The sequence below is a fragment of the Streptomyces sp. ISL-98 genome (assembly GCF_018614055.1).
GTDB lineage: Bacteria > Actinomycetota > Actinomycetes > Streptomycetales > Streptomycetaceae > Streptomyces > Streptomyces spiramyceticus.
In genome coordinates, this window is record NZ_JAGGPB010000047.1 from 13,336 (window position 1) to 36,566 (window position 23,231).

The following is a 23,231-nucleotide window of genomic DNA, read 5'->3' on the forward strand; positions in this document are numbered from 1 at the left end:
TGGCTCTACGGCGCGATCTCGTACTGGACGTTGGTGTCCGAGCACTCCTCGGCAACGGCCTTGAGCGCATCCATCTCCGGCTCATCGACCGTGAGAGCCCAGCGCTTCTTGGTTCCCACCCACTCGGCGACATACTGACAGTGCACGTTCATGGCCGTTGGCAACCAGGTGGGTCGTCGAGGGCCTCCGTGTCGATCTCCTCGCCCGACTCCACCATGCGTGTCGCGCTGGTCATCAGGCGCTGAATACGGAGCCCGTCATCAGCGGACGGAGCTTCGATGCGGTAGACGCGGACCGTCTTGTCCTTGCCCGGGACCGGGAGCTCCAGAGCGTCGTCGAGCAGCTCATCAACGGCTGCGAATTGGCGGGCCATTACGGGCAATCGGGTTCGTGATGGGCGTCAGCGCGCCCGTGCCGGTGAAGGTGACCTGGACCTGATCAAGGTCGGTGTACTCGCCGCCCTGGGGTTCCCAGTTGGGCAGGCCGTAGCCCTCGTACGCCTCCGGCAGGCCGTTGCGGTCCATCCACCGCATGTGGACCTTCGAGTCGGCGCCGTACGCGAAAAACGCGGTACGGATCTTCTCGTGCACAGGCGAATAGGCGGTGTAGTCCGGGGAGTGCTTCCGGTTGAAAGTCGTTTCGACCTCCCACTCCTGCGCCGTCTTCTCGTTCTCCTTCCAGCCGTCGGTGTCGTAGGACGTGCCGTCCTCGTGGTTGGGCTCGGCGGTCCACTGGAACTCGGTCACGCCAGGGCAGAGCTGCCAGTCCGGCACACCCGCAGTGCCTAGCCGCCAGCGGCGGGCAAGAGCGGTCTCAGTCGGCGTCGGCATGACGGCCTCCTACTCGTAGAGGTGTGGTGAGGGGCGCGTCGTGCGCGCGTAGAAATTGGCGGCGAGCTCCATACGTCCGTGCTGGTCCTGGCCCATGAGGGCCTGCGACTGCCGCCAGATCAGGGCCACATGGACACCGCCGAGCACGAGGCCGCGGCGGTTGTGGAGCAGGTCGAACAGCGCGTCGGCGATCGCGTCCAGGTCGCGTGGGTCGCGGCCGGCGCGCATACGGATCTGGATGCCGGTGGTGGCGTCGGTGAGGTCGGTGTCCTCGACGGGGTACGCGGTCAGGCACAGGACCCGGTCCGGCTCGTCCGGCATGACCGTGAAGGTGATCCCGGTCTCCGTGGCGGCGTAGATGCCATCGGGCCGGTACATGGCGAGGCCGGTGCCCTCGACGAGCGTGGCGAGGCCTCCGAGGAGGTCGCTGGTGTAGCCCACGGGCACCTCCGGACATGCGAAAAGCCCCGCACAGGGCGGGGCTTGAGGGGTGGGGAGGTTAGGGCCTGTCCGACGGGTCGCGTGACGGGCCTGGCGGTGGATCGTTCCGACCGCCAGCCGTATGGTTGGCGGCCTTCCTCATGCGCGTGGCAAGGCAGGCAGGCGCTCAGCCGTCCTAGCGGGGCGGTGTGCCGCAGCCCTGACCGCCCAGCCCGCCGATCTGCACCGAGCTGAAGAAGTCCCGGTAGACAGGGCCGAAGTTCCCTTTGCCTGTCGGGCCGGCGGAGGTCACGGCCGTACAGCCGGAGTAGTACATATCGGACCAGAGGTAGATGGTCGAGGGCGTCCGGTTCCAGTCGGACTTGGCCCGGTCGTTCATGCCGAACGCCGCGAGATCCGGGGTGCTTCCCCTGAGGGTGATCATGTCGCCGGTCCCGTCGAGGCCCGAGAACATGCAGTAGTGGCCGTCGGGGCACCGGTCGTACCCATCGGCCGCGTGCGCCGCGGAGACCGGCACTACGGCCGCGGGAGCTCGAAGAACTTCAGCAGCAGCGCGAAGCCGAGCCCGGTCGTCCCGGGCTTGTTCCGCACCCGCTTCATGTCGTCTTCGAGCAGCGTCCAGACCTCGATCAGGTCCTCCAGCTCCCAGTCCTGCCGCACCCGTGCTCCTCTGCCCACCCGAGATCACTCGTTCAGCTCAACGAGGCGTCCAGCGAGGGGAAACGACGACCACAGCAGTCACGCAGCGCTACATGTCCGTTGGCCGTAGCTATAAGAGAACAGGGCCGTGACGATCGAGATGGCTGTCTATCCGCGATCTGAACGTGGCTTAGGCAGTGCCGTCTGAGGGTGTTTCGGGTTTCGTGTGGAGGATCTCGCGGGCCTGTTCGGCGGCGCGGGCGGTGCTCTCGGAGACGAAGTCGAGGAAGCGGGCGACGTTCTCCAGGCGGGTGCCGGCGGGGGTGCGGGGGCCGAGGACGCCGACGCCCTGCCGTGCGGTCTCGACGATCTGGGCGATGGACCGGGCGCTGGCCATCATCGCCTGGTAAAAGACGTCGTCGTCGACGACGTAGCGGTCGCGGCGGCGTTCGTCGCGTTCCCGGCGGACCATGCCCTGGCTCTCGAGGAACGTGACTGCTTTGGAGATGGACGCCGGGCTGACCTTCAGGCGCTGGACGAGTTCGGACGCGGTGAGGCTGCCTGTGTCGGTGAGGGTGAGGCAGGCCATCACCCGGGCCATCATCGTGGGCGTGCCCGTAGCGATCATGACGTTGGTGAACGTCTCCTCGTACTCGCGTACCGCCTCGGCGTCGCGTCCGTGGGCCTGCTCGGGCGCGTGCGGGTCCCGGGGTGCGGCCTGCGTGCGCCGGTGGGCGCGGCGGCGTTCGGTGGCGCGGTGGGCCAGGTCGGCGCGGTAGGCGGTGGGGCCGCCGTTGCGCATGACCTCACGCGTGATCGTCGAGGTCGGACGCTCGAGGCGTCGGGCGATCTCCGCGTAGGCGAGCCCGTCTGCCACCCCCAGCGCGATCTGCTGGCGTTCCTGCTGGGTGAGCCTGCCTCCCGGCATCGCGATCTCCCTTCAAACGCTTCCCTGATGCCTCCAGCATAGCGTTCACTCTCAATCCAATGCAACGAGCGGGGTGGCTGCCGTTGCTTTAAGGAGCAGGCCGGTGCAACGATGTTGAGGCCCTGACCTGCATTGATGATGATTGTGCGCAACGAGCTTGTTGCCGGAAACCTTGAAGGCAACGTAGCGTTTCTCTTGTCAGAAACAACGAGCCGAAGGACAGTACGATGCAGAAGTTCGACACCCCCGCCCCGGTCGCCGCCGTCCTGGACATCCCCGCGGGCCGCATCCGGTTCATCGCCGCCGACCGGGCCGACACCACGGTCGAGATCCTGCCCGCGGACGCCTCCAAGAGCCGCGACGTGAAGGCGGCGGAGCAGACCACGGTCGCCTACGCCGACGGCGTCCTGCGGATCGAGGCCCCGGCGGCGAAGAACCAGATCCTCGGCAACTCCGGATCCGTCGAGGTGACCGTCCAGCTGCCCGCCGGCTCCCGCGTCGAAGCGAAGGCCGCCGCCGCCGAACTCCGAGGCGTCGGACGGCTCGGCGACGTCGCCTTCGAAGGCGCCTACCGCCAGATCAAGATCGACGAGGCCGCGAGCGTCCGCCTCACTGCGGCCGACGGCGACGTCGAGGTCGGCCGGCTGGGCGGCCCCGCGGAGATCAGCACCGCAAGGGGCGACATCCGGATCGCCGAGGCCGTGCGCGGCACGGTCGTACTCCGCACCCAGTCCGGCAACATTTCGGTCGCCGCCGCCGGCGTCTCGGCCGCCCTGGACGCCAGCACCGACTACGGCCGCGTCAGCAACGCCCTCAAGAACGACGGCACCGCCGAACTCGACATCCGCGCCACCACCTCCCACGGCGACATCACCGCCCGCAGTCTCTGACCCGCAGCCTCTTAAGGGAGCACCCCTCATGACCAACCTGGCCATCGCGGCGAACGGGCTGCGCAAGTCCTACGGCGACAAGATCGTGCTCGACGGCGTCGACCTGGCCGTCCCACAAGGAACGATCTTCTCCCTGCTCGGCCCGAACGGCGCCGGCAAGACCACCGTCGTCAAGATCCTCTCCACCCTCATCGCCCCCGACCCCGCCTCCGGCCAGATCCGCGTCGGCGGCCACGACCTGGCCGCCGCCCCGCAGGCGGTCCGCGCCGCAATAGGCGTCACCGGGCAGTTCTCCGCCGTCGACGGCCTGATCACCGGCGAGGAGAACATGCTCCTCATGGCGGACCTGCACCTGCTCTCCCGCCGTGAGGGCCGCCGCACCGCCGCCGAACTCCTTGAGCGCTTCGACCTGGTGGAGGCCGCGAAGAAGCCCGTCTCCACCTACTCCGGCGGCATGAAGCGCCGCCTCGACATCGCCATGACCCTGGTCGGCAGCCCGCGGATCATCTTCCTCGACGAGCCGACCACCGGCCTCGACCCGCGCTCCCGGCACAACATGTGGGGGATCATCCGCGAGCTCGTCACGGGCGGCGTCACCGTCTTCCTCACCACCCAGTACCTGGAGGAGGCCGACCAGCTCGCCGACCGTATCGCCGTACTCAACGACGGCAAGATCGCCGCCCAGGGCACCGCCGAGGAACTGAAGCGGCTGATCCCCGGCGGCCACGTCCGGCTCCGCTTCGCCGACCCGGCCACGTACCAGAGCGCCGCCCTCGCCCTGCGCGAGGTCACCCGGGACGACGAGGCACTGGCGCTGCAGATCCCCAGCGACGGCAGCCAGCGCGAACTGCGCGCCACCCTCGACCGGCTGGACTCCGCCGGCATCGAGGCCGACGAGCTCACCGTGCACACCCCAGACCTCGACGACGTCTTCTTCGCCCTCACCGGCGACACCACCGTCCCCAACCAGACCAAGGAGACAGTCTGATGAGCGCCCTCTCCCTCGCCGTACGCAACTCGAACACGATGCTGCGCCGCAACCTCCTGCACGCTCGCCGCTACCCGTCCCTCACCCTGAACCTGCTGCTCACCCCGGTCATGCTGCTGCTGCTGTTCGTCTACATCTTCGGCGACACCATGAGCGCGGGCATCGGCGGCGGCGCGGACCGCTCCGCATACATCGCGTATGTCGTCCCGGGCATCCTGATGATGACCATCGGCGGCACCACGATCGGCACCGCGGTGTCCGTCTCCACCGACATGACCGAGGGCATCATCGCCCGCTTCCGCACGATGGCGATCCACCGCGGCTCCGTGCTCATCGGACACGTCATCGGCAGCGTGCTGCAGTGCGTGATGAGCGTGGTCCTTGTCGGCGCCGTCGCCGTGGCCATCGGCTTCCGCTCCACCGACGCCACCGCCTTGGAATGGCTCGCGGCGTTCGGACTGCTCACGCTGTTCGCCCTGGCGCTCACCTGGATCGCCGTCGGCATGGGCCTGATCAGCCCGAACGCCGAGGCCGCCAGCAACAACGCGATGCCCCTGATCTTCCTGCCGCTCATCTCCAGCACCTTCGTCCCGGTCGACGCGATGCCGGGCTGGTTCCAGCCGATCGCCCAGTACCAGCCGTTCACCCCGGCCATCGAGACCCTGCGCGGCCTGCTGCTCGGCACCGAGATCGGCCACAACGGCTGGCTCGCCATCACCTGGTGCCTGGCGCTGACCGTGCTCGGCTACCTCTGGTCCAAGGCGTCGTTCAACCGCGACCCGAAGTAGCCGCGCATGACAACGCGGGCCACCTCCCGCAACCCGTCCCACCCCAGGGCGGCGTACACCGACACCACATCGGCGTACGCCGCCCCGTCTGCGTCCTCGGCCGCCCGACCGGCGGATGCGGCGCTGCCCGGCAGGGGTGCCGGTAGAACCGTGTCGCCAGCCGCAAACGGCCTCGTCCCGGGCTCCGGCCCCGCCCAGGGCCTGCGTCCCCTGCGTGACTCGGACGCGGCCGACCCCGTACGACAAGGCCCTGTTCTCGTATAGCTAATCCGTTGTGAGCGGCCCCACGGAACAGGCGGTGAGCCCCGGTGCCGTTCGAGCAGCAATGCTGATCGCATGGCGTCAGCTCTCGCTGCCCGAGGGGATGTCGAAGGGATGCCTCTCACTGGCAGTCCGGCACCGCCCAGCTGCTGCCCCGCCTCATCGCCCGCCGGACCCGCGGCCCGCTGTTCCTCACCGACCGCAAAGCCCCAGCCGGAACGCCGACGCTCGACGTGTGCCCGGAGACCGGCCGCGCCCGGCTCTCCTACCGCCGGGCCGAGGAGGTCTTCGAGGAGAACACCCGGCTGCTGGCCGACCCGCTCGCCTCCCCGGACGACATCGAGGACCTGGACGGCTGGACACTCCACCGGCTTCGCCGCAGTGCCCTGACGCACGACGCCGAGGGCGGCACTTCCACCCCGATGCTGCTGGCCCGCTCCCGCCACGCCTCCGTCCGCTCCCTGGAGCGGTACGCCCGCCCCGGCGTCGACGCGGTGTCTACCACGCGACGGGAAGCGCGACGGGACCTCTGAGGAGGGCGTCCTTCTGGAAGGCGACCTCGTCGGAGGGCACGGTGAGGTGCAGGCGGGGGAACCGGGCGAAGAGGGCCGGCAGCAGGACCTGGGCCTGGAGGCGTGCCAGATGCGGTGCCACGCAGTAGTGCGGGCCGAAGCCGAAGGCAAGGTGGTTCGGGCCGGCACGGTGGGCGTCGATCTCGGCCGGACAGGCGAACACTCCGGGGTCCCGGTTGGCGGCCCAGTAATGGACGTAGACGAATTCCCCAGCCCGGATGGTGACATCGCCCAGCTCCACGTCCTCCATGGCCACGCGGGGCTGCCCGATGCCGTTCTTGTGAGGGATCCAGCGCAGCAGTTCCTCCACCAGCTGGGGCACGGAGATCTCCTCCCCGCGCAGGGCCTGAACCAGGGGTGGCCGGCACAGCAGGGTGAAGACCATGTTTGCCAGGATGTTGCGCATCGGGTGCCAGCCGTTCAGCGCGGTGAGGGAGGCCATGGCGAGTGCTTCGTCCTCGCTCAGGCGTTGGCCGTCGACAGCCCGGGCCAGGTCGGTCATCAAGTCAGGGGCGGGCGTGGTGCGGCGTTGGACGAGCAGGTCGGCGAAGTACCGGGCTGCCTCGTCGCGCAGCGCGCGGGCCCGCTCCGCGTCCGCTTCGTCGCGCGGGCGCACGAGGATGCCCTCAGCCCAGCGCCGGATGTGGGGACGCTCGGCGGGCGGGACGCCGAAAATCTCTCCGATGAGCGTCAGCGGCAGCGGCGAGAGGAGGCCTTCGACGAGGTCCGTGGGCGGGCCGACGGTTTCGATGCGGTCCATCAGCTCGGCCGTCAGCGCCTGGGTGTGGGGGCGCAGCTCCTTCATCCGGGCTTCTGAGAAGGCCGGGGCGACCACGGATCGGATGCGGGTGTGGTCGGGTGGGTCGACGAAACTGACGCTGGCGCCCATCGGGATGAGGTGGCGGTTCATGGTGGGGAAGGGCCGGCCTGTGATGTGCCGGCTGAAGCGTGTGTCGGACGTCACCAACCGGACCTCTTCGTACCGGGTGACCAGCCAGCACTCCTTGAGCGCCTCGCCCTGGGGGAGCAAGACTTTCATCGCTGCTCCCTGTTCCAGCGCACGCGTCAGGAACGGGTCGAACTCCAGACCGGGCAGATCGGGCGGCCCGTACTCCGGCAGGCTCATCGAGGACACACCTCATTCCCTCTACATGTCATTGCCCCATCTTGCCCAAATATGACCACTAGACAGCGACTCGCCACACCGATGCCCGACTACTCACCCGGCTCACCGCCGCCAAGACTCTCCCCGCTCCTCAATACGCGTCCCATGCCGCGTTGACCAGCCGGTGACGCCGGCGCCGCCGAGCGTCAGGTGAGCTGCTCGAGGACTCTTTGCAGGTCTCCGAAGGCGTAAGCCCAGTTGTGGCACTTGAAGCTGCGGAGGTCTTCGACGCCGGGCGGGCCTCACCAATGGCTCCGCGACGAATGGCGGATCTGGTGGGCAGTGGTGGACGCCCGACTATCCGGTCCGCTCAAGCCCGGTGAGGCGCCGGATCGACCCTTGGTCGCCAGTTTCAGGGTCGCACGTTCGGTGGCGGCCGGGCCCGTGGACCGGCGTCAGCGATTTCTGTTGTTTTTGCGGCGAGTACTACGGCGACCCCAACGAGTGGGCATGACCGTAATGCGTAACTGTGACCGTGGAGAGGCGTTTACCCGTCTATGAATTTTCCGACCTCTCCACGGGCCGCGTCCACTGCCCTTCTCGCCGCCGCGCTGCTTCTCTCCTCGGCCGGTACAGCGAGTGCTCAGCAGGTCGCTGTTGGAGCAGCGACCAACCAGGGGGCCCGGTATCAGCTCGCCATCCACAAGGGGAAGGATGCCAGTGGCCCGATCCTGTCTGAGGTCACGCTGATTTGTCAGCCGACCGGAGGCACGCACCCGAATGCCTCACAAGCGTGCTCCGCGCTGGCGAACGCTAAGGGTGACTTCGAGAAGCTACACGCAGACGACTTCGTCCTCTGTGACATCACCTACGATCCGCTGACGCTCACCGCTAAGGGCCGCGGCTTCGGCAAGAAGACCAACTTCAAGAAGACATTCTCCAACCGGTGCGTCGCGAACTTGGAGACCGACGGCGTCTTCAGCTTCTGACCGCCGCAACTGGGTCTGGCGCGGGCAGTTGAGGCATGGGCCCGTCGCTCTCTGCTACATGTCCGTGTGCCGTCGCTATACGAGAGTCAGGCCGACGAGGCCGTCACACACCCTCAAGCCGCGCCGGGGCGAGGGCCAGCGCGACCCTGCGCGGACAGGACGCGACGCTGGAGCGGCTCCGCGTCGACCGGCAGCTCGACGAGGCCCTCACCCACGGGCCCGACCCTCTCCACCTCGCCGAGGTGTTCGGGCTCGATGAGAAGACTGCGATGGGCTACGCGGCCTCCGCACGGGCGCTGCTGGAGCAGGTGGCCGAAGCCGGCACCGTGAGTTGACTGCGAACCCACGGGTCCATGGTGATTTCAGGAACAAGCACTGATCTTGTCTTTTAACCTCCGGTCTCGAACGGAGTTCCGAACTTGATCGCTCGGATGGGGATTCGCCAGATGTGGGCACGACCTTCGGCCGATTCTGTGCTCCGACCAAGGATGCACTGACCAGCACGAAGGCCGTGGTTGAAGGTCTTCAACTCCCGCTCTGCAAAGTCGACTTGGTCAGACCTGCTTGCACGCGTCCCACCTGCCGCCCAGAATGTGATCGGTCACCGATGGGGTGGTCCCAGTGAGCCTGGTGGTGCTTGCGATGGCGGCAGTGAATGTGTCGAGAATCGATCGTCGCGTGCGGGGCGAGGTGGAACGGAGGGGGCTGTTCCTCGTCTCACCTGACCCGGAGCCCGGCATGCCGGATCACTTCGTCTTCGTATGCACTGACCCGGACCCGGGAGACTGCGGCTTCACCAGGGTGGGACAAGTGTCCACAGCGACGGGGGTTAACCACGTCGTCTACGTGATGGACGGTCGCAATCGCCGGCAGGCGGTATCGCTCTCCCAGATCCGGGGCCATTTCCCGACTTGGGAAGACGGGATCATGGCTGTACTTGCCGCGTTCGATCAGTGGCGCTGACTTGACTCTTAACGGCGGTCGTCGAATGTTCCCTCGAACTTGATCATTCGCGGAGGGAATCGCCGGACGTAGGGGCGGCCTTGGCGTGACCCTGCGTGCTGTCCAGAGCGCGCGTTTCACAAGACCCAGTTGGGACCAAGGCCGCCAGGGGTGAGTCTGCTGCATCACGATGTTGTGCGGGATTCGTTCGCGCTGCTGTCACACTTCCGGACGGAGTTGTCCGCGTCCATGACGGCCCGGAGGGACGCTCTGTTCGAGCTCACCGACGCGCTGCTGTGCGCGGACGGCCCGGTGAAGACGCTGGTCGGTCTGGCGCTCGCGCCGGAACACCGGCGCGGGCACGGAGCCCTCTACGCAGGACTGAACCATGGGCGCCTCGACGTGGACCGGCTGCGGGCGCGGTCGCTCAGCGCTCCAAGATCATCCCGTGGCGAGTTTCTGGCGTATCTGGGAACCGGCGCGTATCGCATCCGATGCGAACTGGCGTCATCTTGCGTGGCATTGGTCGGGCGGGCCCCAGGGGACTGCTGGTCAGCGGCTGGACGGCTTGCCAGGGTCTGCTGGGACGGTAGCTGACGGGACGGGTGCATGTCGTTCCGCTTCACTCGATCGGATGGCTGACCTGCTGTTCCGCTCCGGACATCGCATCTGATGCGAGATTCTCGCGGCGAATGCGATCTACGGAGCGTGACAATTTGGCGAGCGACAACGGGGCGGCACCGGGGGCCGCGCGGCTTCACCTGGCCGACGGGGTGCCGCTGCTGCGGCCGGACGAGCAGGTCTTCGAGGCGATGCTGGATGGCTGGCGCAACCAGCAACTGGCCCGGAACCTCGCGCTGTCGACCATCAATGGCCGCGAGCGAAAGGTACGGGCGTTCGCCGCTCACGCCGACGCCTTCCCCTGGAACTGGTCCTCACCGCTGGCCGACGAGTGGTTCGGCGACTTGCGGTCGGTTCACGGCTGCGGACGTTCGACACTCCGGGGTTACCAGGAAGCGGTAAGGCTGTTCTGCGGCTACGCCACCGACCCGGCCTACGAGTGGACGGCCGAGTGCGAACGGCGCTTCGGGACTCATCCGATCCAGGTCTGCCACGAGTGGAACACCGCTGTGCACATGCAGGAGTGCGAGGCAGAGGCCCCGAAGCGGGCGTTCACTCGGGATGAGTTGCAGACGTTCTTCGATCACGCCGACGACCAGGTCGAGCGTGTCCGCGGCCGCGGCCGCAAGGGCTGGCTGCCCGCCTTCCGCGACGCGATGCTGTTCAAGACCGCGTACGCCTTCGGACTGCGCCGCAACGAGACCCGGATGCTGGACACCGCGGACTTCGGCCGCAACCCCGAAGGTGGGGAGTTCGGTGAGTTCGGCATCTGCTATGTCCGCCACGGCAAGGCGAAGAAGGGTTCGCCACCCAAACGACGCAGCGTGCTGACGGTATGGGAGTGGTCGGCCGAGATCCTCGACCCATGGACGAGCGAGGTCCGGCCTGCCATGCGGCACGCGGGCGGGCCAGCCCTGTGGCCCTCCGAACGCGGGCGGCGAGTGGGCCTGCAACGGCTGGACTCCCGCTTCGCCGCCTACCGCGATGACCTCGGTCTGGACCCGGTCCTGGACTTCCACTCGCTGCGAAGGTCGTACGTCACCCATCTCATCGAGGACGGCTGGGACGCCCTATTTGTCCAGCAGCAAGCCGGCCACGACCATGCGAGCACCACTTCCATCTACACCTGCGTGTCCTCCGACTTCCGCACCCGCACCCTGCGGCGGGCCCTGGACGCCACCATCGAGGCCGCGCTCAAGCCCGCGAGGAGGGCCTGATGAAACGCCAGGTCAGCTACCAGTGGCGGCTGCGCGAGCGGATGGCCGCCGCCGGGATGTTCACCACCAGCGAGCTCGCCCCGCCACTCGCCGAGCGCGGCATCAACCTCTCCCTCTCCCAAGTCCACCGCCTGGCCACCGGCACCCCCGAGCGGCTGTCCCTGCCAGTGCTGGCCGCACTCTGCGACATCTTCGAGTGCACCCCAGCCGACCTGATCGCCACCAAGGCCGAGAACGCCGCCATCCGCAAGGTCGCCACCGGCGACGCCGTCGTCGATCTGTCGGCGGTCCGTCCCAAGCGCGCCCGCATCCGGCCCGAGGGATGAGCCGCACTCGGGTCCGCGCCGAGGACCTGTTCTGCACCCGCTGCGACCGCACACTGCAGCCAGGTGCGAACCATTGGCCCGAGGGCTACATCTGCCAGACCTGCATGACCAGGGCCCTGGAGACCTACGGAACATGCATCGGCTGCGGCGTCGAGCGGCTCACTCCCGGCCTCGCGCCAGACGGCGGGAAACTCTGCACCGACTGCGCAGGCGGGATCGGCGACTTCATCTGCGAGCAATGCGGCCAGGAGGCCAGACGCTACCGGCGCGGAATCTGCGGAAGATGCGTCCTAGCGGAGAGGCTCCGCGAACTCCTCGATGACGGCACGGGCTCCGTCCGCACCGAACTCCTCCCGTTGTTCGACGCCCTGCGGCAGATGCGTCGTCCCTGGGGCGGCCTGACCTGGACCAGCCAGCCGCACGTCCGACGGAACCTGCGGGCCCTGGCCAGTGGCGAAGTCCCGCTCACCCACGACGGATTGGACCAGCTCACCCCCTGGCGCTCGGTCGCCTACCTGCGTGACCTGCTCATGCAGTCGGGGGTCTTGCCTCCGGCCGACCGGCAGCTTTTGTTGTTCCAACGCTGGCTCGCCGAGAAGCTGCCCGCCGTCGGCGATGCCGAGCACCGGAGGCTGCTGGAGCTCTTCGCCGCCTGGCACGTCCAGCGCCGCTTGCGCACCCTGGCCGATCGCGGCCCGCTCACTGGCAAGCAGATCCAGCAGGCCCGCGCTGAAATCCGCCTCGCGACCGCGCTCCTCACGCACCTCGCCCAGCGCGGACGCTCCCTCGCCGACTGCACACAAGCCGATGTCGACGCTTGGTACGCCGGCGGCTACTCGCTCGGCGCCTCACGCACGCCTTCCTCCGGTGGGCCATACGGTCCAAAACACGCGCCCACCCTCGTCATCCCGCACCGCTCCACGAGCAATCCCGCCCCCATCGCTCAGCACCAGCGCCTCACACTGTTGCGACAGACCCTGAGCCGCGAGGACATTCCACTCCAGGATCGGGTCGCGGCCGCGCTCGTCCTCCTCTATGCGCAGCCGATCACCCGCATCACCCGGCTGACCACCGATGACGTGCCTCAGGACGACGGTGAGGTCGTCATCCGGCTCGGCGATCCACCATCTCCCGTCCCCGAGCCTTTCGCCGGGCTGCTGCTGACCTACCTCGACCAGCGGCCGAACACCATGACCGCAACCAATCCCGAGGCCCGATGGCTCTTCCCCGGTCGCCGGGCCGGACAGCCCATGACCACGGAAACCATCGAACTCCGGCTCCGTCGCATGAGCTTCCCCACCCAGCAAGGACGCACGGCGGCCATCCGCCACCTCGTCCTCCAAGCCCCCGCACCTGTGATCGCCCGCATGCTCGGCTACCACGACGAGACCACCGCACAGCTCGCCGCCGAGGTCGGAGGAACCTGGCGCCACTATGCCCCCGGCGACCACACACGGTGACCCCAGCGCCTCACTCACCAAGGAATAGGCGTCAGTCGATTACGCGAGGTCGCCAGTTTCATGCTCCGTGAGGCCCGTGGGTTCATGCAAACTGAAGGGTTCTCAGCGGGAACCGAGGATGGACTGTCGTGTTTCCGTGGGTTCGGCCTTCGGGTTCAGGCGAACACGCGGGGTGGGTTCCGAGCGGGCCGCACCCCTGGGCACCCTCCTTGGGAACGGTGCTGGCATCGTACGAGTCATGGGAGCAGCAGGAACGACACCGGAACCGGAAACCCCAACGCAGAGCGGCTGCATGTCCCTGCATGAGGTGGCATGGCGTTATCAGGCGGATGAGATCTGCCCTGAGGAGCTGCCGATGATCGCTGCCGAGGCACTCGCGGCGGGGCTGGACACCCCGACGCTGTGCGAGCTCGCCGGTTGGCCTCGCAACGCGGATGCCCGCGATATCCGCGACGCGTTCGAGCAAGCACTCTCCGAGTCCGGAATCGAGTTGCCCGATCCGGGCCTGGCCCGGCGCCACGCTCTGCGCCGGCTGGCGGCGAGGCTCAGCGATGGGGAAATCGCTCCCGCCGAACTGGCGGCGGATGACTGGTGGGAGACGGAGGTCGAAACCGCGGAGGAGCGATCGTTCGTGTCGCTGATCCCGCAATGCGGGTGCTGCATTGAGTACACGTTGGGGCTTGACCAGCGGACGTGGGCGGCCAAGCTGCGGATCGCCGCGGTCGCCCTTACATCGTCTCCGCCGATCGGCCCCGGCTGCTGACTCAGCCTTGACGGTGTGCTCACCCCGCGAAAGGCGAGTCCCGGTCGCACTTCATGGCTAGGACGAGTTGCGCTTGGGGAAGCGGTCCAGGTCCTCCTGATGGACGATGGCGACAGCACGCATCCCAAGGGCCTCGTAGAAGGCCCGGCCGCCGTGGTTGCGGGGCGAGCACTGGACGATGAGCGGAGCGAGTTCTCGCTCGTGTGCCCACGCGCGGACGCAGTCGACCAGGGCGCGTCCTTCGCCGCTGCCGCGGTGCTCGGGGTCGACCCACATCTCGTGGATCACGCAGCACCCGCGATCGTCGGGACCGGCGATGATGTAGCCCTGTTCGGTGCGGTGCGTCATCCCGGCCGGGGGCGCGGGGCGCTTTCTGAGACCCCCGCAAAACCGCATAACGCTGGGCAGGGGTGCGTCCACGGCTTTCGCAACGGGCGCGCTCTCTCGCACGTCCGTCCGAATGCCGGACGCCCGGCCTGGACGGCGGGTGTCGACTTCGTATTCTCTGCTCGCACGGGCAGAGGGCTCGCGTCAACCTCCGCCGCCGCACAGTCGTCCGGCGATAACGCCCGACTTCGGGCTCGCGGATGTGCCGGTGAGTGCTGTCCGCTGTTTCGGGAGCTGAGGGGGCAGCCTTGGCCCGGATCCGTAGGGCAGTGGCGAGCAGTCGGTCACTGGTCGTTGATGGGGTGGGGGCTGGGTACTGCGACGTAGCTGCCGGTCTCGTGCAGTGCCAAGGCCACGCCGCCGAGTGCTTCGGCTCGTGCGCCGAGCTGTCCCGAGATGACCTGGACGTGCTGGGCGGCTTCGTGGACGGCGCATCGGGCGATGGCCTGGCGTATCGGGTCCAGCAGGAGGTCGCCGATCGTGCCGAGTTCCCCGCCGACCACGATGCGCTGGGGGTTGACGACGTTGACAAGATTGGCGACTGTCACGCCCAGGATGCGGCCCGCATCCGCGATGACGCGCCGACAGCCGCGGTCCCCGGCGGTGGCTAGTGTGCTCAATCGCTCGATGGTCAGGTCGTTGCCGTGGCTCGGGCCCAGCAGCCTCACCAGGTGGTCGGCGCCGACCAGCATTTCTAGGCAGCCGCGGTTGCCGCAGCGGCATACCGGGCCCCTGTCGTCTACGGTGAGGTGGCCGATCTCACCAGCTGTTCCGGTTGAGCCGCGCAGGACGCGGCCGTCGGCGATGATGCCGGCGCCCACGCCCGTGGCGAGCTTGATGTACACCAGGTCGCGCGCGTTCCTTTGCCGGCGCCCCACAGGAGTTCGGCTCGTACCCCGAGGTTCGCGTCGTTGTCGATGGGACTCGGTGGCCGATGCGGTCCTCCAGCAGCTGACTCCTGCACGACTGTCGCGGAGATGAGCCGCGAGTTGAAGGGGCGAGGGGAGCGGTGCTCCTGCGCTCCGGCTCAACTGGCATACGCGGATCAGGTGTCGGGTGCGCTCGGGGTGGACGGTGGGGCGTGGTCCGGGTGTTCGTTGGGCGGGAAGGCGCGGGCGGTGCCGTGGACACGGAGGCCGACCTCGTCGCCGACTGCGGGTGGGACGGCGGCCGGGTCGAAGATCCGGGCGGCCACCGGCGTGCCGTCGTTCAGGCGCAGGGCGAGCATCGCGTCGTGGCCGTAGAAGTCGCGTCGTACGACCGTCGCGACGACCGTGCCCGGGGAACTGGGCGGGGCGAGCGTGATCTGTTCGGGCCGCAGCAGTACGCGCACCGGGCCCGTCGGCACGCCTTCGTCGGCCGGGGTGACCCATACCGTGCCCAGTGGTGTGCGGGCCCGGTCGCCGTCCCGGACTGCGGGCAGCCATACGGCCTCGCCGACGAAGCCGGCCACCCACGGGTCGGCCGGGCAGCGGTAGACGAGCTCGGGCGGTCCGCTCTGGATGATCTTGCCGTCGCGCATGACGGCGACCTCGTCGGCCATCGACAGGGCCTCCGCCTGGTCGTGAGTGACGAGGACGGCGGTGGCACCGTCGGTACGCAGTGCCTGCCATACGTCCCAGCGCAGTTCGGCGCGCAGCGCGGCGTCGAGAGCGTTGAACGGTTCGTCGAGCAGCACGACCGGTGGGCGCGGCGCGAGCGCCCGGGCGACCGCGACGCGCTGCTGCTGCCCGCCGGAGAGGTGGTGCGGCATCCGATCCTGGAAGCCGGTCAAGCCCACCAGGTCCAGCACGGCGGCGGCCCGGCCGGCCTTCCGGGCGGAGCGGTCGAGTCCGTAGGCGACGTTGTCGACGACTGCCAGGTGCGGGAAGAGGGCGCCCTCCTGCGGGACCATCGCGATCCGTCGCCGTTCGGGGGGAGTCGTGGCGTAGGGGGAGGCGATGCGGCGGCCGTCGACGTGGATCTCGCCTGCGTCGAGCGCTTCGAAGCCGGCGATGCAGCGCAGCAGTGTGGACTTGCCGCATCCGGAGGGACCGAGCACGGCCACCAGCGCTCCGGACGGGACCGTGAGGTCGACCCTGGACAGCGCCTGGACCCGCCCATATGCCTTGCGGACACCGACGATACGCAGTTCCGCCATGTCAGCCGCCTCCCCGGGTGAGCACTCCGGTCCGGACCGACAGCCACCAGGTGGGTACGGCGGCGATGAGCACCAACAGAGCCGCGTAGGGTGCGGCGGCCGCGTACGCGCCGACCGAGGTGTGCGTCCACAGGCCGGTGGCGAGGGTGTTCATCGCGGTCGGGCGCAGCAGCAGCGTGGCGGGCAGCTCCTTCATGCAGGTGAGGAAGACCAGTGCGGCCCCGGCGCCGATGCCGGGTGCGGCCAACGGCAGGGTCACCGTGCGCAGCACGTAGGAGGGACGGCGCCCGAGCGAGCGAGCCACCTCCTCCAGGCCGGGCGGGGCCTGCGCGGCGGCAGCGCCGACGGCCGCGACCGCGAGGGGCAGGAAGAGCGCCGCGTACGCCAACGCGAGCAGCCACACGCTCTGGTAGAGCGGGTAGGCCACGTTGATGCCGAAGAACACCAGCGAAAGACCGATGACCAGACCGGGCAGCGCGTGCGAGAGATAGGCGAGGCGGTCCAGGGCCACGGCGAGCAGACCGGGTGCGCGGACGGTGAGCAGACCGACGGGTACCGCGAGCAGCATGGTGACGGCCGTCCCGAGCAGGGCGACGCCGAGTGAGTTCCCCGCCGCGGTGGCGAGCTCGGCAAGCGATCCGGGGCGCGAGACGCCTTCGCCGAACCACCGGAGCAGGCTCCCGGCCGGGACTCCGAGGGCCAGTGCGACGACGCCGCTGAGCCCGAGCAGGGCCGGCCACCGCAGCCGTCCCAGGCTCAGCCGCGTTGCGGGTCTGGGCGCCCCGCTGCCCAGCCGCGCGTAGCGGGCCGCGCGTCGTCGGGTGAGCTGCTCGCCGAGGAGCGCGAGGGCAGTGAGGGCGACGAGCACGGTGGCCAGCACGAGCGCCCCCGTACGGTCGAAGCCGAGGTTGATCGAGGTGAAGATGGCCCGGGTGAAGACGTCGACCCGCAGGATGGAGACGGCGCCGAAGTCGGAGAGCACGTAAAGCGCGACGAGCAGCCCGCCCGCCGCCACCGCCGGCCGCACCTGCCGCAGCGTCACTCCGAGCACGGTGCGCCACGGTCCCCGCCCGAGCGACCGGGCCACCTCTTCCTGCGCCGGGTCCGCGCCGGCCAGCGCGGCGGCGACGGGCAGGTAGACGTACGGGTACGAGACCAGCGTGAGGACGAGAGCGGCCGCCCAGAAGCCCTCGAATCCCTCGACCGTGGACACCCAGGCGAAGGAGGCGACGTAGCTGGGCACCGCGAGCGGCAACGCGGCCAAGACCCCGAACACGCGCCTGCCCGGCACATCGGTGCGGGTCACCAGGAACGCCGAAGCCGCGCCCAGTACGGCGCACGCCGCGGTGACGACAGCTGCCAGCGCCACACTGCGGATCACCAGCACCCCGGTGCGCGCCGTGAACACCTCGTCGGCGATCCGGGTCCAGCCCGCCTCGCTGACGCGTACCGCCAAGTACACCAAGGGGATGAGGGCGACCCCGACGGCCAGCACCGCGGCGCAGGCCAGCACGGGACGCGGCACCAGCCGCCGCACCCGCCGCAGGGTGAGGACCGGCGTGCTCACACGAGACCCGACTCCTTGATCATCTTGACTGTGGCCTCCAGACCGCCCAGATCATTGAGGTCGATGTCCGGCGAGTTCAGTGAGGACAGCTCGGGCAGGCCGGGGGCGCTCGCGACTCCGGCCACGAGCGGGTACTCGTACGTCTCCTCGGCGAAGTACGTCTGCGCCTCGGTGCCCAGCAGGTAGTCGGCAAAAGCGCGCACGTCGGGGTCGGCCTCGGAGTCCTTCAGCACGCCGACGCCGGAGACATTGACCAGGGCGCCGGTGTCTCCGCCCGGGAAGAAGTGGTTCTTCGCCTTCAGCTTGTCGACGGAGGTGCCCTTCTCCTTGGCCAGCTCGTACACGTAGTAGTGGTTGACCAGCCCGGTGGCGAGCCTGCCGGAGTCGACGTCGGCGACGATGGGGCCGTTGCCCTCCCGGATCTGCGCGTCGTTGGCCTTCAGCCCCGCGAGGAAGTCCTCGGTCTTGTCGTCGCCGTGCTGGACACGCATCGCCGTCACGAAAGCCTGGAAGGAGCCGTTGGTCGGCGCGATCCCGACCTTGCCCTTCCACTTCGGCTCGGTCAGCTCGAACACCGACTTCGGCAGATCGGCCGTGGACACCTGGTCGGTGTTGTAGACCAGCACGCGTGAGCGGCCGGTGACCCCGACCCACTCTCCGCCCGTCGCGCGATAGTCCTTCGGCACCTTGTCCAGGACCTCGGCGGGCAGCGGGGCGAACAGCCCCTTCTCCGTCACGGCACTCAGGGCGCCCGCGTCCTGTGCGAGGAACACGTCGGCCGGGCTCTTGCTCCCTTCCTCCAGCAGCTGGGCCGCCATCTGCGCCGTGTCGCCGTACCGCACCTCGACGGTGATGCCGCTGGCTTTCTGGAAGCTGTCCAGCACCGGCTTGACGAGCGACTCGCTCCGGCCGCTGTACACGGTGATCTTCTTGTCGGAACCGCTCTCGTGCGGCTCTCCCTCCGCCGAGCCGCAGGCGATGGCTCCAAGGGCCAGCAGACAGCCGAGAGCAGACGCCGACGTGAGTCTCGTCCGGGGGGTACGCACGATCCCACTCCTCCATTGCCGGTCAGCCGCGCTGCGGGGCGGGCGGCAGCCCGCTGTTAGGTCAGGCTAACCTTAGAAATGAGTGGAATGCGAGAATTGCGCGCAATTGGGGTGATTCGATTCCAGCAGGCGCCGCCGCAGGATCCGACGTCAGCCCTCGGGCTGCTCGACGACCTGCGCGAGGTACAGCGGCTCGCCCAGCTTCTCGATGAGCTCCAGCTGCGTGTCCAGGTAGTCGATGTGGTGCTCCTCGTCCGCGAGGATCGACTCGAAGAGGTTCGCCGAAGTGATGTCTCCCTTGGAGCGCATGACCTCGATACCGCGCTTGAGGCGGTCGATCGCCTCGACCTCCACCTCGCGGTCGGCCTGGAACATCTCGATGACCGTCTGTCCCACCCGCACATGGAAGAGCCGCTGATAGTTGGGCAGGCCGCCGATGAGGAGAATCCGGTCGGTCAGAACCTCCGCATGCTTCATCTCCTCGAACGACTCATGCCGCGTGTAAGCAGCGAGCTTCGTCCAACCGAAGCTCTCCTGCATCTTGTGGTGAAGGAAGTACTGGTTGATCGCGGTCAGCTCCGCGGTCAACTGCTCGTTGAGGAACTCAAGGACTTCGGGGTCGTCCTGCATGACAACGCCGCCCTTCCAGAGGTGCCGACGTCATGCCGCACCGCTCTGCACCACGACTGGCGGCTGATGCGACAGACGCGCATGGCAAAAGCGGTCCTTTGTGCCAGCCGGTGAATCCGGCTCGGCCGGGACGCTGCCGCTCGCGCCCTCTTCTTCGACGATAGCTCGTACCTGATCAAGGCGGAGGTCGAGAGCGCCGGCCCTCGCGGCGCTCGGAGCGCTCCACTCCCGTCGGGCCCGCTCCAGGATGTCGGCACGCTGGTGGAACGCTGCTGTCCAGGGCGATGCCCTGCCGACCGTGTCCCATGGTCTGCCCCCTGGCCGCGTGTGGAGATGAGCCGATTCGGAAGGGTGGCTGTGTGTCGCGAGCGGCGAGGTCAGGGCCGCGCGGAAGGGTCCCGGTGGTGCGAGCATCGGGGTGTGGTGAGGAGCTGGCGGACCTGCTCTCCGGCCTCGGCCGCGTCCCGGGCCGTGGCCGGGAACAGGAGGCGCAGATCGCAGTGGCCTTCGCGGTACTCGCAGCGCAGGGTGATGCCGTGCCGGTCCACGGCGAGCGGCAGGGCCCGCACCACGCCGTGCGGCAGTCGTGACCCGGCGAGGACGATCAGGTCCGCCACCATGTCCTCGTGGGCGTCGGCGAGATGTGTCAGCATCGCGGCCTCCTCGACGGCGAGCGGATCGGGTTCGGCGAGGGCGAACGCGTCAAGACCGACGTCCTGGGTTCCCGCCGCCGTCCCCAGCGTCACGCGTGCCAGAACAAGACGCAGCGCGTCGCCGCCCTCCTCCGGGCCCGCCGGAGCGAGCCAGCCGGAGATCGTCACCCTGGCTCGCACGCGGTCACGGAGCGCCGTCGGTGCGATGTCGGTGAACTCCAGCAAGGCAGCGAGGCTGCCACGCGGCGCGGCGGAAACCTGGGCGGCCAGCGGGCTGTCCGGCTGGGGGTGGAGAGTGATCCGCCCCTTGCTGCCCACGGAGTGCATGCCGATCAGGTCGTAGTCCTGCCCGCCCGTTGTGAGCGACAGGGAGACCGCCCGGGCTAGTAGGGAGCGGACGTGCTCCGCCGCGGTCTGCTCGGACATGTCTGTGGCGGCACTCAAGGTAACTCCTCGCGGGACGGGTCGGATTGGGGCGGCTCCGGTTGGGGCGACGTGGAATCAAGCCCCTTCGATGTAGGTAAGGCTAACCTAACTTGTCAGGCCGATCTGCCGCGAGGCTTCCCTGGATACCCGTGCGGCCCGCGCCGTTGCGCCATGCCTGTCCGACCGCGATACGGGTTGTTGCCCACGAGTACCGCCCTGCGCGTAGGCGCCGAACGACACGTTGTTGACGAAGGTGCGTTATCCGATGCGTCGTCGCGGTCGAGTCCGTCCCGGCCGAGATCACCATGAAGGGGACTCCGTGCTCCGCCGACACACCGGCGACGAGGGCCTGCCTGCCGTCTCTGCGGGCCACGCCGAGGAGATCCGCACCGTCCGCCAGAGCGTCGCGGGCGAGCGCGGCGACATCCTGAGGGTGGCAGCCGGCAACCGTCAGGGCGGCGATGTAACCGAGGTAGGCGGTGTGAATGTGCGGGTCGCCCCGCAGTATTTCCAGGGTCAGCCGGGGCCGGCCGGCGGGGTCGATTCCGTCGATGTGGAACCCGATGATCAAGTGGCCGAGCGGGCCGCAGGGAACGACAGTAGCGCCGTCGTGCAGACCGGTCTCATCTGCGAGCTTCTGTGCTGAGCGCAGTCCAGATTCGCGGAGTTCATCGGCTTTGCGCGCGAGTTCGAACATGCAGCGCTGGAGTGTGGACAGCCAGGTCTTCGTCGTCATCGACGCGGCGGGCGCGGAACTGGTCATCAACACCGTGCTGGCATCGACGAAGTGGCACGCCAAGCTCGTCATGGTGGCTGTACAGAAGAAGTCCGAGCCCATCGACCTGGGCTCGATGCTCCGCAGTGCGTTGACCCTGATCGCTTCCCAGGGCTACCCGATGGAGATCTTCGAGGTGACCGAGGAACTCGTGTGGCACCAGGAGCTGTTCGCGAAGCTGATCAGCCACCGCGTCCCCTTCTCCGACGTCGAGCGGGCCTTCGAGCTCACGCTGACGCCGGGCGCGGCCGAGAAGGTCGTCGTCACCTTCGACGAGGAGCAGTAGGCATCACCGGTCCCTGCCGCCTGCTGAGGTAGGCGGCACGGACCGCTACTGTCGCTGCGGAGGTGAGCACGTGTCCTGGCCATCTGTGATCATTCTTGCCCCGGCGGAGCAGCGCCTGTCGCTTGAGACGCGGATCCGTTCTTTCGGTCTCGCGCCGGACCCAGCAACGGGATGCGAACGCCTGTACTGGCAGGGGTACTCGTACTATTTCGACTTGTCGGGCGACATTCTTGACGACTTCGAGCCTGAGGATCTGGAACAGATCACGGCCCGGATCGGGGAACCGTACGGGGCCTATGTCTCATGCGGGTCCATGGACGCGGCCCGAGCCTTCCTGGGGCAGGTTCTGCCCGGCTTCAACGGGCTCCTCGACACCAATCACTATGAAGTTCTTCCGGCCGACGAGTTTCTTGATCTGCTCGCCCGTCACCCGCAATGGGACTGGCGCCGCATCCCGAGCACGGATCTTCATTGAAATCCTCCGCCCCCTGAAAGGGGCGGAATCCCATCGGTGTCAGAGTGCGACTGGATGAGTGGTTGACGTTTCACGGCCTGCCCACTGGCTAAGGCTCCACGTCCTGACACCCGCAATGTCCTGGGGCGTTTGGTGCTTGGTGGCTGTCTCGATGTTGCACGAGCCGTTGGTGTCGGCGTTGCCGGACCATCCGCACGTCTTGTTCTTGCACACGAACACGGCCTGGCTCTCGCGGTTGCCTTCGGTGATGAAGCCGCAGGCGTGGCACCGCTTCGAGGTGTTCGGGGCGGGGACCTTGACCAGGTGTCCGCCCCGGTCTGTCAGCTTGTATTCAAGCAGGGTGACCGTGCGGCCCCATGCCTCGTCGCTGATCGACCGGTTCAGTCCGCGCTTCTGCGCGACGTTCTTTCCTGGTTCCTCGATGGTTCCCTTGGCTGACTTGACCATGTTCGTGATCTTGAGTGCTTCCACCCCGACGACGCCGAACAGGTCGGCGATGCCGGTGGTGGTCTTGTGCTGCCAGTCGAGGGTGCGGCGCTTGGCTCTTGCCCGGTACCCGGCGATCAGGCGATTCGTGCGGCGAAGCCGGTTCGATGTCTTCTCGCCCGGCTTACGGTGCTGTTTCTGTCGTTCGCGGGTGCGCTCCAGACGGCGCAGCCGTTCGGCTTCCTTCGGGCGAAGCCACTCGTCGTGGTCGCGGAACGATCCGTCGGAGAGGGCCAGGGGCTTGGTGATGCCGACATCGACGCCGACGCCGGGACCCGTGTGGGGCTTGGGCTCGTCGACGAGGGTTTCGGTGCGGAACACGATGTGCCAGCCGAGCGTGTCTTTGACCAGACGCGCGCCGGTCACCCGGCCCGCGGGGCTGCTCTTGGTGACGCCGGGGAGGTCTTTGGTCCAGCGGAAGCGGACCAGGCCGACCATCGGCACCCACACCTGGCCCCAACGGCGGTTGATGCGCTTGATGCGCAGGTCGCGGCCCTGGGGAATGTCGATGGAGGCGCGGGTGCGGAACCGGGCCTTGAAGTTCGGTTTCTCCGCACGCCCCTCCCAGCAGTTCGCCCAGGCCCGCATATACGTCTTGAG

The 23,231-nt window shown here is 68.3% G+C and carries 30 protein-coding genes and 1 pseudogene; 14 read left to right on the forward strand and 17 right to left on the reverse strand.

The features are described from left to right. Positions 1 to 5 precede the first annotated feature (5 nt). The 7 genes from J7I98_RS29320 to J7I98_RS29345 form a co-directional block, all read right to left on the reverse strand. The gene (locus J7I98_RS29320) at positions 6 to 152 is read right to left on the reverse strand and encodes a hypothetical protein (RefSeq protein WP_214928052.1); all 147 of its coding nucleotides are present in this window, start codon (positions 150 to 152) and stop codon (positions 6 to 8) included. Further along, positions 149 to 373 carry a hypothetical protein gene (locus tag J7I98_RS29325; RefSeq protein WP_214928053.1) on the reverse strand — a complete coding sequence of 75 codons (225 nt, stop codon included), beginning with the start codon at positions 371 to 373 and terminating at the stop codon, positions 149 to 151. Before J7I98_RS29325 ends, J7I98_RS29320 begins: the two co-directional genes overlap by 4 nt. Then, positions 348 to 830 (reverse strand): phage tail tube protein, encoded by a 483-nt coding sequence (locus J7I98_RS29330; RefSeq protein WP_214928054.1) that lies wholly within the window; start codon positions 828 to 830, stop codon positions 348 to 350. Before J7I98_RS29330 ends, J7I98_RS29325 begins: the two co-directional genes overlap by 26 nt. A gap of 9 nt (positions 831 to 839) precedes the next feature. Further along, positions 840 to 1,271: a minor capsid protein gene (locus J7I98_RS29335; protein WP_214928055.1), complete on the reverse strand. Its 432-nt coding sequence runs from the start codon at positions 1,269 to 1,271 to the stop codon at positions 840 to 842. Between the two features lie 175 nt (positions 1,272 to 1,446). Then, complete coding sequence (locus J7I98_RS42340; protein ID WP_308377989.1) at positions 1,447 to 1,788, reverse strand: peptidase inhibitor family I36 protein; 342 nt, start codon at positions 1,786 to 1,788, stop codon at positions 1,447 to 1,449. Continuing rightward, positions 1,788 to 1,931, reverse strand: coding sequence for a hypothetical protein (locus J7I98_RS42675; RefSeq protein WP_251021384.1), 144 nt, complete (start codon positions 1,929 to 1,931; stop codon positions 1,788 to 1,790). The genes J7I98_RS42340 and J7I98_RS42675 overlap by 1 nt, the downstream gene beginning before the upstream one ends. A gap of 169 nt (positions 1,932 to 2,100) precedes the next feature. Next, on the reverse strand, positions 2,101 to 2,838 hold the full coding sequence (locus tag J7I98_RS29345) for a helix-turn-helix domain-containing protein (RefSeq protein WP_214928056.1): 738 nt from the start codon (positions 2,836 to 2,838) through the stop codon (positions 2,101 to 2,103). A 227-nt stretch (positions 2,839 to 3,065) separates the two neighbouring features. On the opposite strand from J7I98_RS29345, the gene J7I98_RS29350 reads away from it, so the two are divergent. The 4 genes from J7I98_RS29350 (at position 3,066) to J7I98_RS29365 (ending at position 6,298) form a co-directional block, all read left to right on the forward strand. Beyond that, positions 3,066 to 3,728 (forward strand): DUF4097 family beta strand repeat-containing protein, encoded by a 663-nt coding sequence (locus J7I98_RS29350; RefSeq protein ID WP_214928057.1) that lies wholly within the window; start codon positions 3,066 to 3,068, stop codon positions 3,726 to 3,728. A gap of 28 nt (positions 3,729 to 3,756) precedes the next feature. Beyond that, positions 3,757 to 4,716: an ATP-binding cassette domain-containing protein gene (locus J7I98_RS29355; RefSeq protein WP_214928058.1), complete on the forward strand. Its 960-nt coding sequence runs from the start codon at positions 3,757 to 3,759 to the stop codon at positions 4,714 to 4,716. After that, positions 4,716 to 5,504, forward strand: coding sequence for an ABC transporter permease (locus J7I98_RS29360; protein ID WP_214928059.1), 789 nt, complete (start codon positions 4,716 to 4,718; stop codon positions 5,502 to 5,504). The genes J7I98_RS29355 and J7I98_RS29360 overlap by 1 nt, the downstream gene beginning before the upstream one ends. Positions 5,505 to 5,998: 494 nt before the next feature. Continuing rightward, positions 5,999 to 6,298, forward strand: coding sequence for a hypothetical protein (locus tag J7I98_RS29365; protein WP_251021386.1), 300 nt, complete (start codon positions 5,999 to 6,001; stop codon positions 6,296 to 6,298). On the opposite strand, the gene J7I98_RS29370 is transcribed toward J7I98_RS29365, so the two are convergent. Continuing rightward, positions 6,264 to 7,463, reverse strand: a complete 1,200-nt coding sequence (locus J7I98_RS29370) for a cytochrome P450 (RefSeq protein WP_214928060.1) — start codon at positions 7,461 to 7,463, stop codon at positions 6,264 to 6,266. The two genes, J7I98_RS29365 and J7I98_RS29370, sit on opposite strands and share 35 nt — an antisense overlap. Before the next feature lie 536 nt (positions 7,464 to 7,999). Between J7I98_RS29370 and J7I98_RS29375 the strand changes: the two genes are divergently transcribed. The 8 genes from J7I98_RS29375 (at position 8,000) to J7I98_RS29410 (ending at position 13,760) form a co-directional block, all read left to right on the forward strand. Continuing rightward, entirely contained in the window at positions 8,000 to 8,431 is a 432-nt protein-coding gene (locus tag J7I98_RS29375) for an SSI family serine proteinase inhibitor (RefSeq protein WP_214928061.1), read from the forward strand. Positions 8,432 to 8,466: 35 nt separating this feature from the next. Further along, the gene (locus tag J7I98_RS41455) at positions 8,467 to 8,766 is read left to right on the forward strand and encodes a hypothetical protein (protein WP_251021387.1); all 300 of its coding nucleotides are present in this window, start codon (positions 8,467 to 8,469) and stop codon (positions 8,764 to 8,766) included. A gap of 286 nt (positions 8,767 to 9,052) precedes the next feature. Further along, positions 9,053 to 9,394 (forward strand): hypothetical protein, encoded by a 342-nt coding sequence (locus J7I98_RS29385; RefSeq protein WP_214928062.1) that lies wholly within the window; start codon positions 9,053 to 9,055, stop codon positions 9,392 to 9,394. Positions 9,395 to 9,622: 228 nt separating this feature from the next. Further along, on the forward strand, positions 9,623 to 9,970 hold the full coding sequence (locus J7I98_RS43020) for a transposase (RefSeq protein WP_251021388.1): 348 nt from the start codon (positions 9,623 to 9,625) through the stop codon (positions 9,968 to 9,970). A 119-nt stretch (positions 9,971 to 10,089) separates the two neighbouring features. Continuing rightward, positions 10,090 to 11,211: a site-specific integrase gene (locus J7I98_RS29395; protein ID WP_251021389.1), complete on the forward strand. Its 1,122-nt coding sequence runs from the start codon at positions 10,090 to 10,092 to the stop codon at positions 11,209 to 11,211. Further along, positions 11,211 to 11,537, forward strand: coding sequence for a helix-turn-helix transcriptional regulator (locus J7I98_RS29400; protein WP_214928064.1), 327 nt, complete (start codon positions 11,211 to 11,213; stop codon positions 11,535 to 11,537). The genes J7I98_RS29395 and J7I98_RS29400 overlap by 1 nt, the downstream gene beginning before the upstream one ends. Then, positions 11,534 to 12,997: a hypothetical protein gene (locus J7I98_RS29405; RefSeq protein ID WP_214928065.1), complete on the forward strand. Its 1,464-nt coding sequence runs from the start codon at positions 11,534 to 11,536 to the stop codon at positions 12,995 to 12,997. Before J7I98_RS29400 ends, J7I98_RS29405 begins: the two co-directional genes overlap by 4 nt. 292 nt (positions 12,998 to 13,289) lie before the next feature. Beyond that, entirely contained in the window at positions 13,290 to 13,760 is a 471-nt protein-coding gene (locus tag J7I98_RS29410; RefSeq protein WP_214928066.1) for a hypothetical protein, read from the forward strand. Between the two features lie 57 nt (positions 13,761 to 13,817). Here J7I98_RS29410 and J7I98_RS29415 read toward each other — a convergent pair whose 3' ends face one another. From J7I98_RS29415 to J7I98_RS29450, 8 genes and pseudogenes are all read right to left on the reverse strand, one after another. Beyond that, the gene (locus J7I98_RS29415; protein ID WP_214928067.1) at positions 13,818 to 14,108 is read right to left on the reverse strand and encodes an N-acetyltransferase; all 291 of its coding nucleotides are present in this window, start codon (positions 14,106 to 14,108) and stop codon (positions 13,818 to 13,820) included. 323 nt (positions 14,109 to 14,431) lie between these two features. Continuing rightward, complete coding sequence (locus J7I98_RS29420; RefSeq protein WP_308377990.1) at positions 14,432 to 15,025, reverse strand: ROK family protein; 594 nt, start codon at positions 15,023 to 15,025, stop codon at positions 14,432 to 14,434. Between the two features lie 167 nt (positions 15,026 to 15,192). After that, complete coding sequence (locus J7I98_RS29425; RefSeq protein WP_214928069.1) at positions 15,193 to 16,287, reverse strand: ABC transporter ATP-binding protein; 1,095 nt, start codon at positions 16,285 to 16,287, stop codon at positions 15,193 to 15,195. 1 nt (position 16,288) lies between these two features. After that, on the reverse strand, positions 16,289 to 17,854 hold the full coding sequence (locus tag J7I98_RS29430) for an iron ABC transporter permease (protein ID WP_214928070.1): 1,566 nt from the start codon (positions 17,852 to 17,854) through the stop codon (positions 16,289 to 16,291). Further along, positions 17,851 to 18,900: an iron ABC transporter substrate-binding protein gene (locus tag J7I98_RS29435; RefSeq protein ID WP_214928071.1), complete on the reverse strand. Its 1,050-nt coding sequence runs from the start codon at positions 18,898 to 18,900 to the stop codon at positions 17,851 to 17,853. The genes J7I98_RS29430 and J7I98_RS29435 overlap by 4 nt, the downstream gene beginning before the upstream one ends. Positions 18,901 to 19,050: 150 nt before the next feature. Beyond that, the gene (gene bfr / locus J7I98_RS29440) at positions 19,051 to 19,530 is read right to left on the reverse strand and encodes a bacterioferritin (RefSeq protein ID WP_214928072.1); all 480 of its coding nucleotides are present in this window, start codon (positions 19,528 to 19,530) and stop codon (positions 19,051 to 19,053) included. 377 nt (positions 19,531 to 19,907) lie between these two features. After that, the gene (locus tag J7I98_RS29445; protein ID WP_214928073.1) at positions 19,908 to 20,627 is read right to left on the reverse strand and encodes a DUF2470 domain-containing protein; all 720 of its coding nucleotides are present in this window, start codon (positions 20,625 to 20,627) and stop codon (positions 19,908 to 19,910) included. A 268-nt stretch (positions 20,628 to 20,895) separates the two neighbouring features. Then, positions 20,896 to 21,039, reverse strand: a pseudogene (locus J7I98_RS29450) (diacylglycerol kinase); the annotation flags it as partial. Positions 21,040 to 21,304: 265 nt separating this feature from the next. Between J7I98_RS29450 and J7I98_RS29455 the strand changes: the two are divergent. Further along, positions 21,305 to 21,670, forward strand: coding sequence for a hypothetical protein (locus J7I98_RS29455; RefSeq protein WP_251021391.1), 366 nt, complete (start codon positions 21,305 to 21,307; stop codon positions 21,668 to 21,670). An 85-nt stretch (positions 21,671 to 21,755) separates the two neighbouring features. Then, positions 21,756 to 22,145 (forward strand): hypothetical protein, encoded by a 390-nt coding sequence (locus J7I98_RS29460; protein WP_308377991.1) that lies wholly within the window; start codon positions 21,756 to 21,758, stop codon positions 22,143 to 22,145. Positions 22,146 to 22,184: 39 nt separating this feature from the next. On the opposite strand, the gene J7I98_RS29465 is transcribed toward J7I98_RS29460, so the two are convergent. Beyond that, positions 22,185 to 23,231 (reverse strand): RNA-guided endonuclease TnpB family protein (locus J7I98_RS29465; protein ID WP_214928075.1); only part of this gene is annotated, 1,047 nt, incomplete at its 5' end.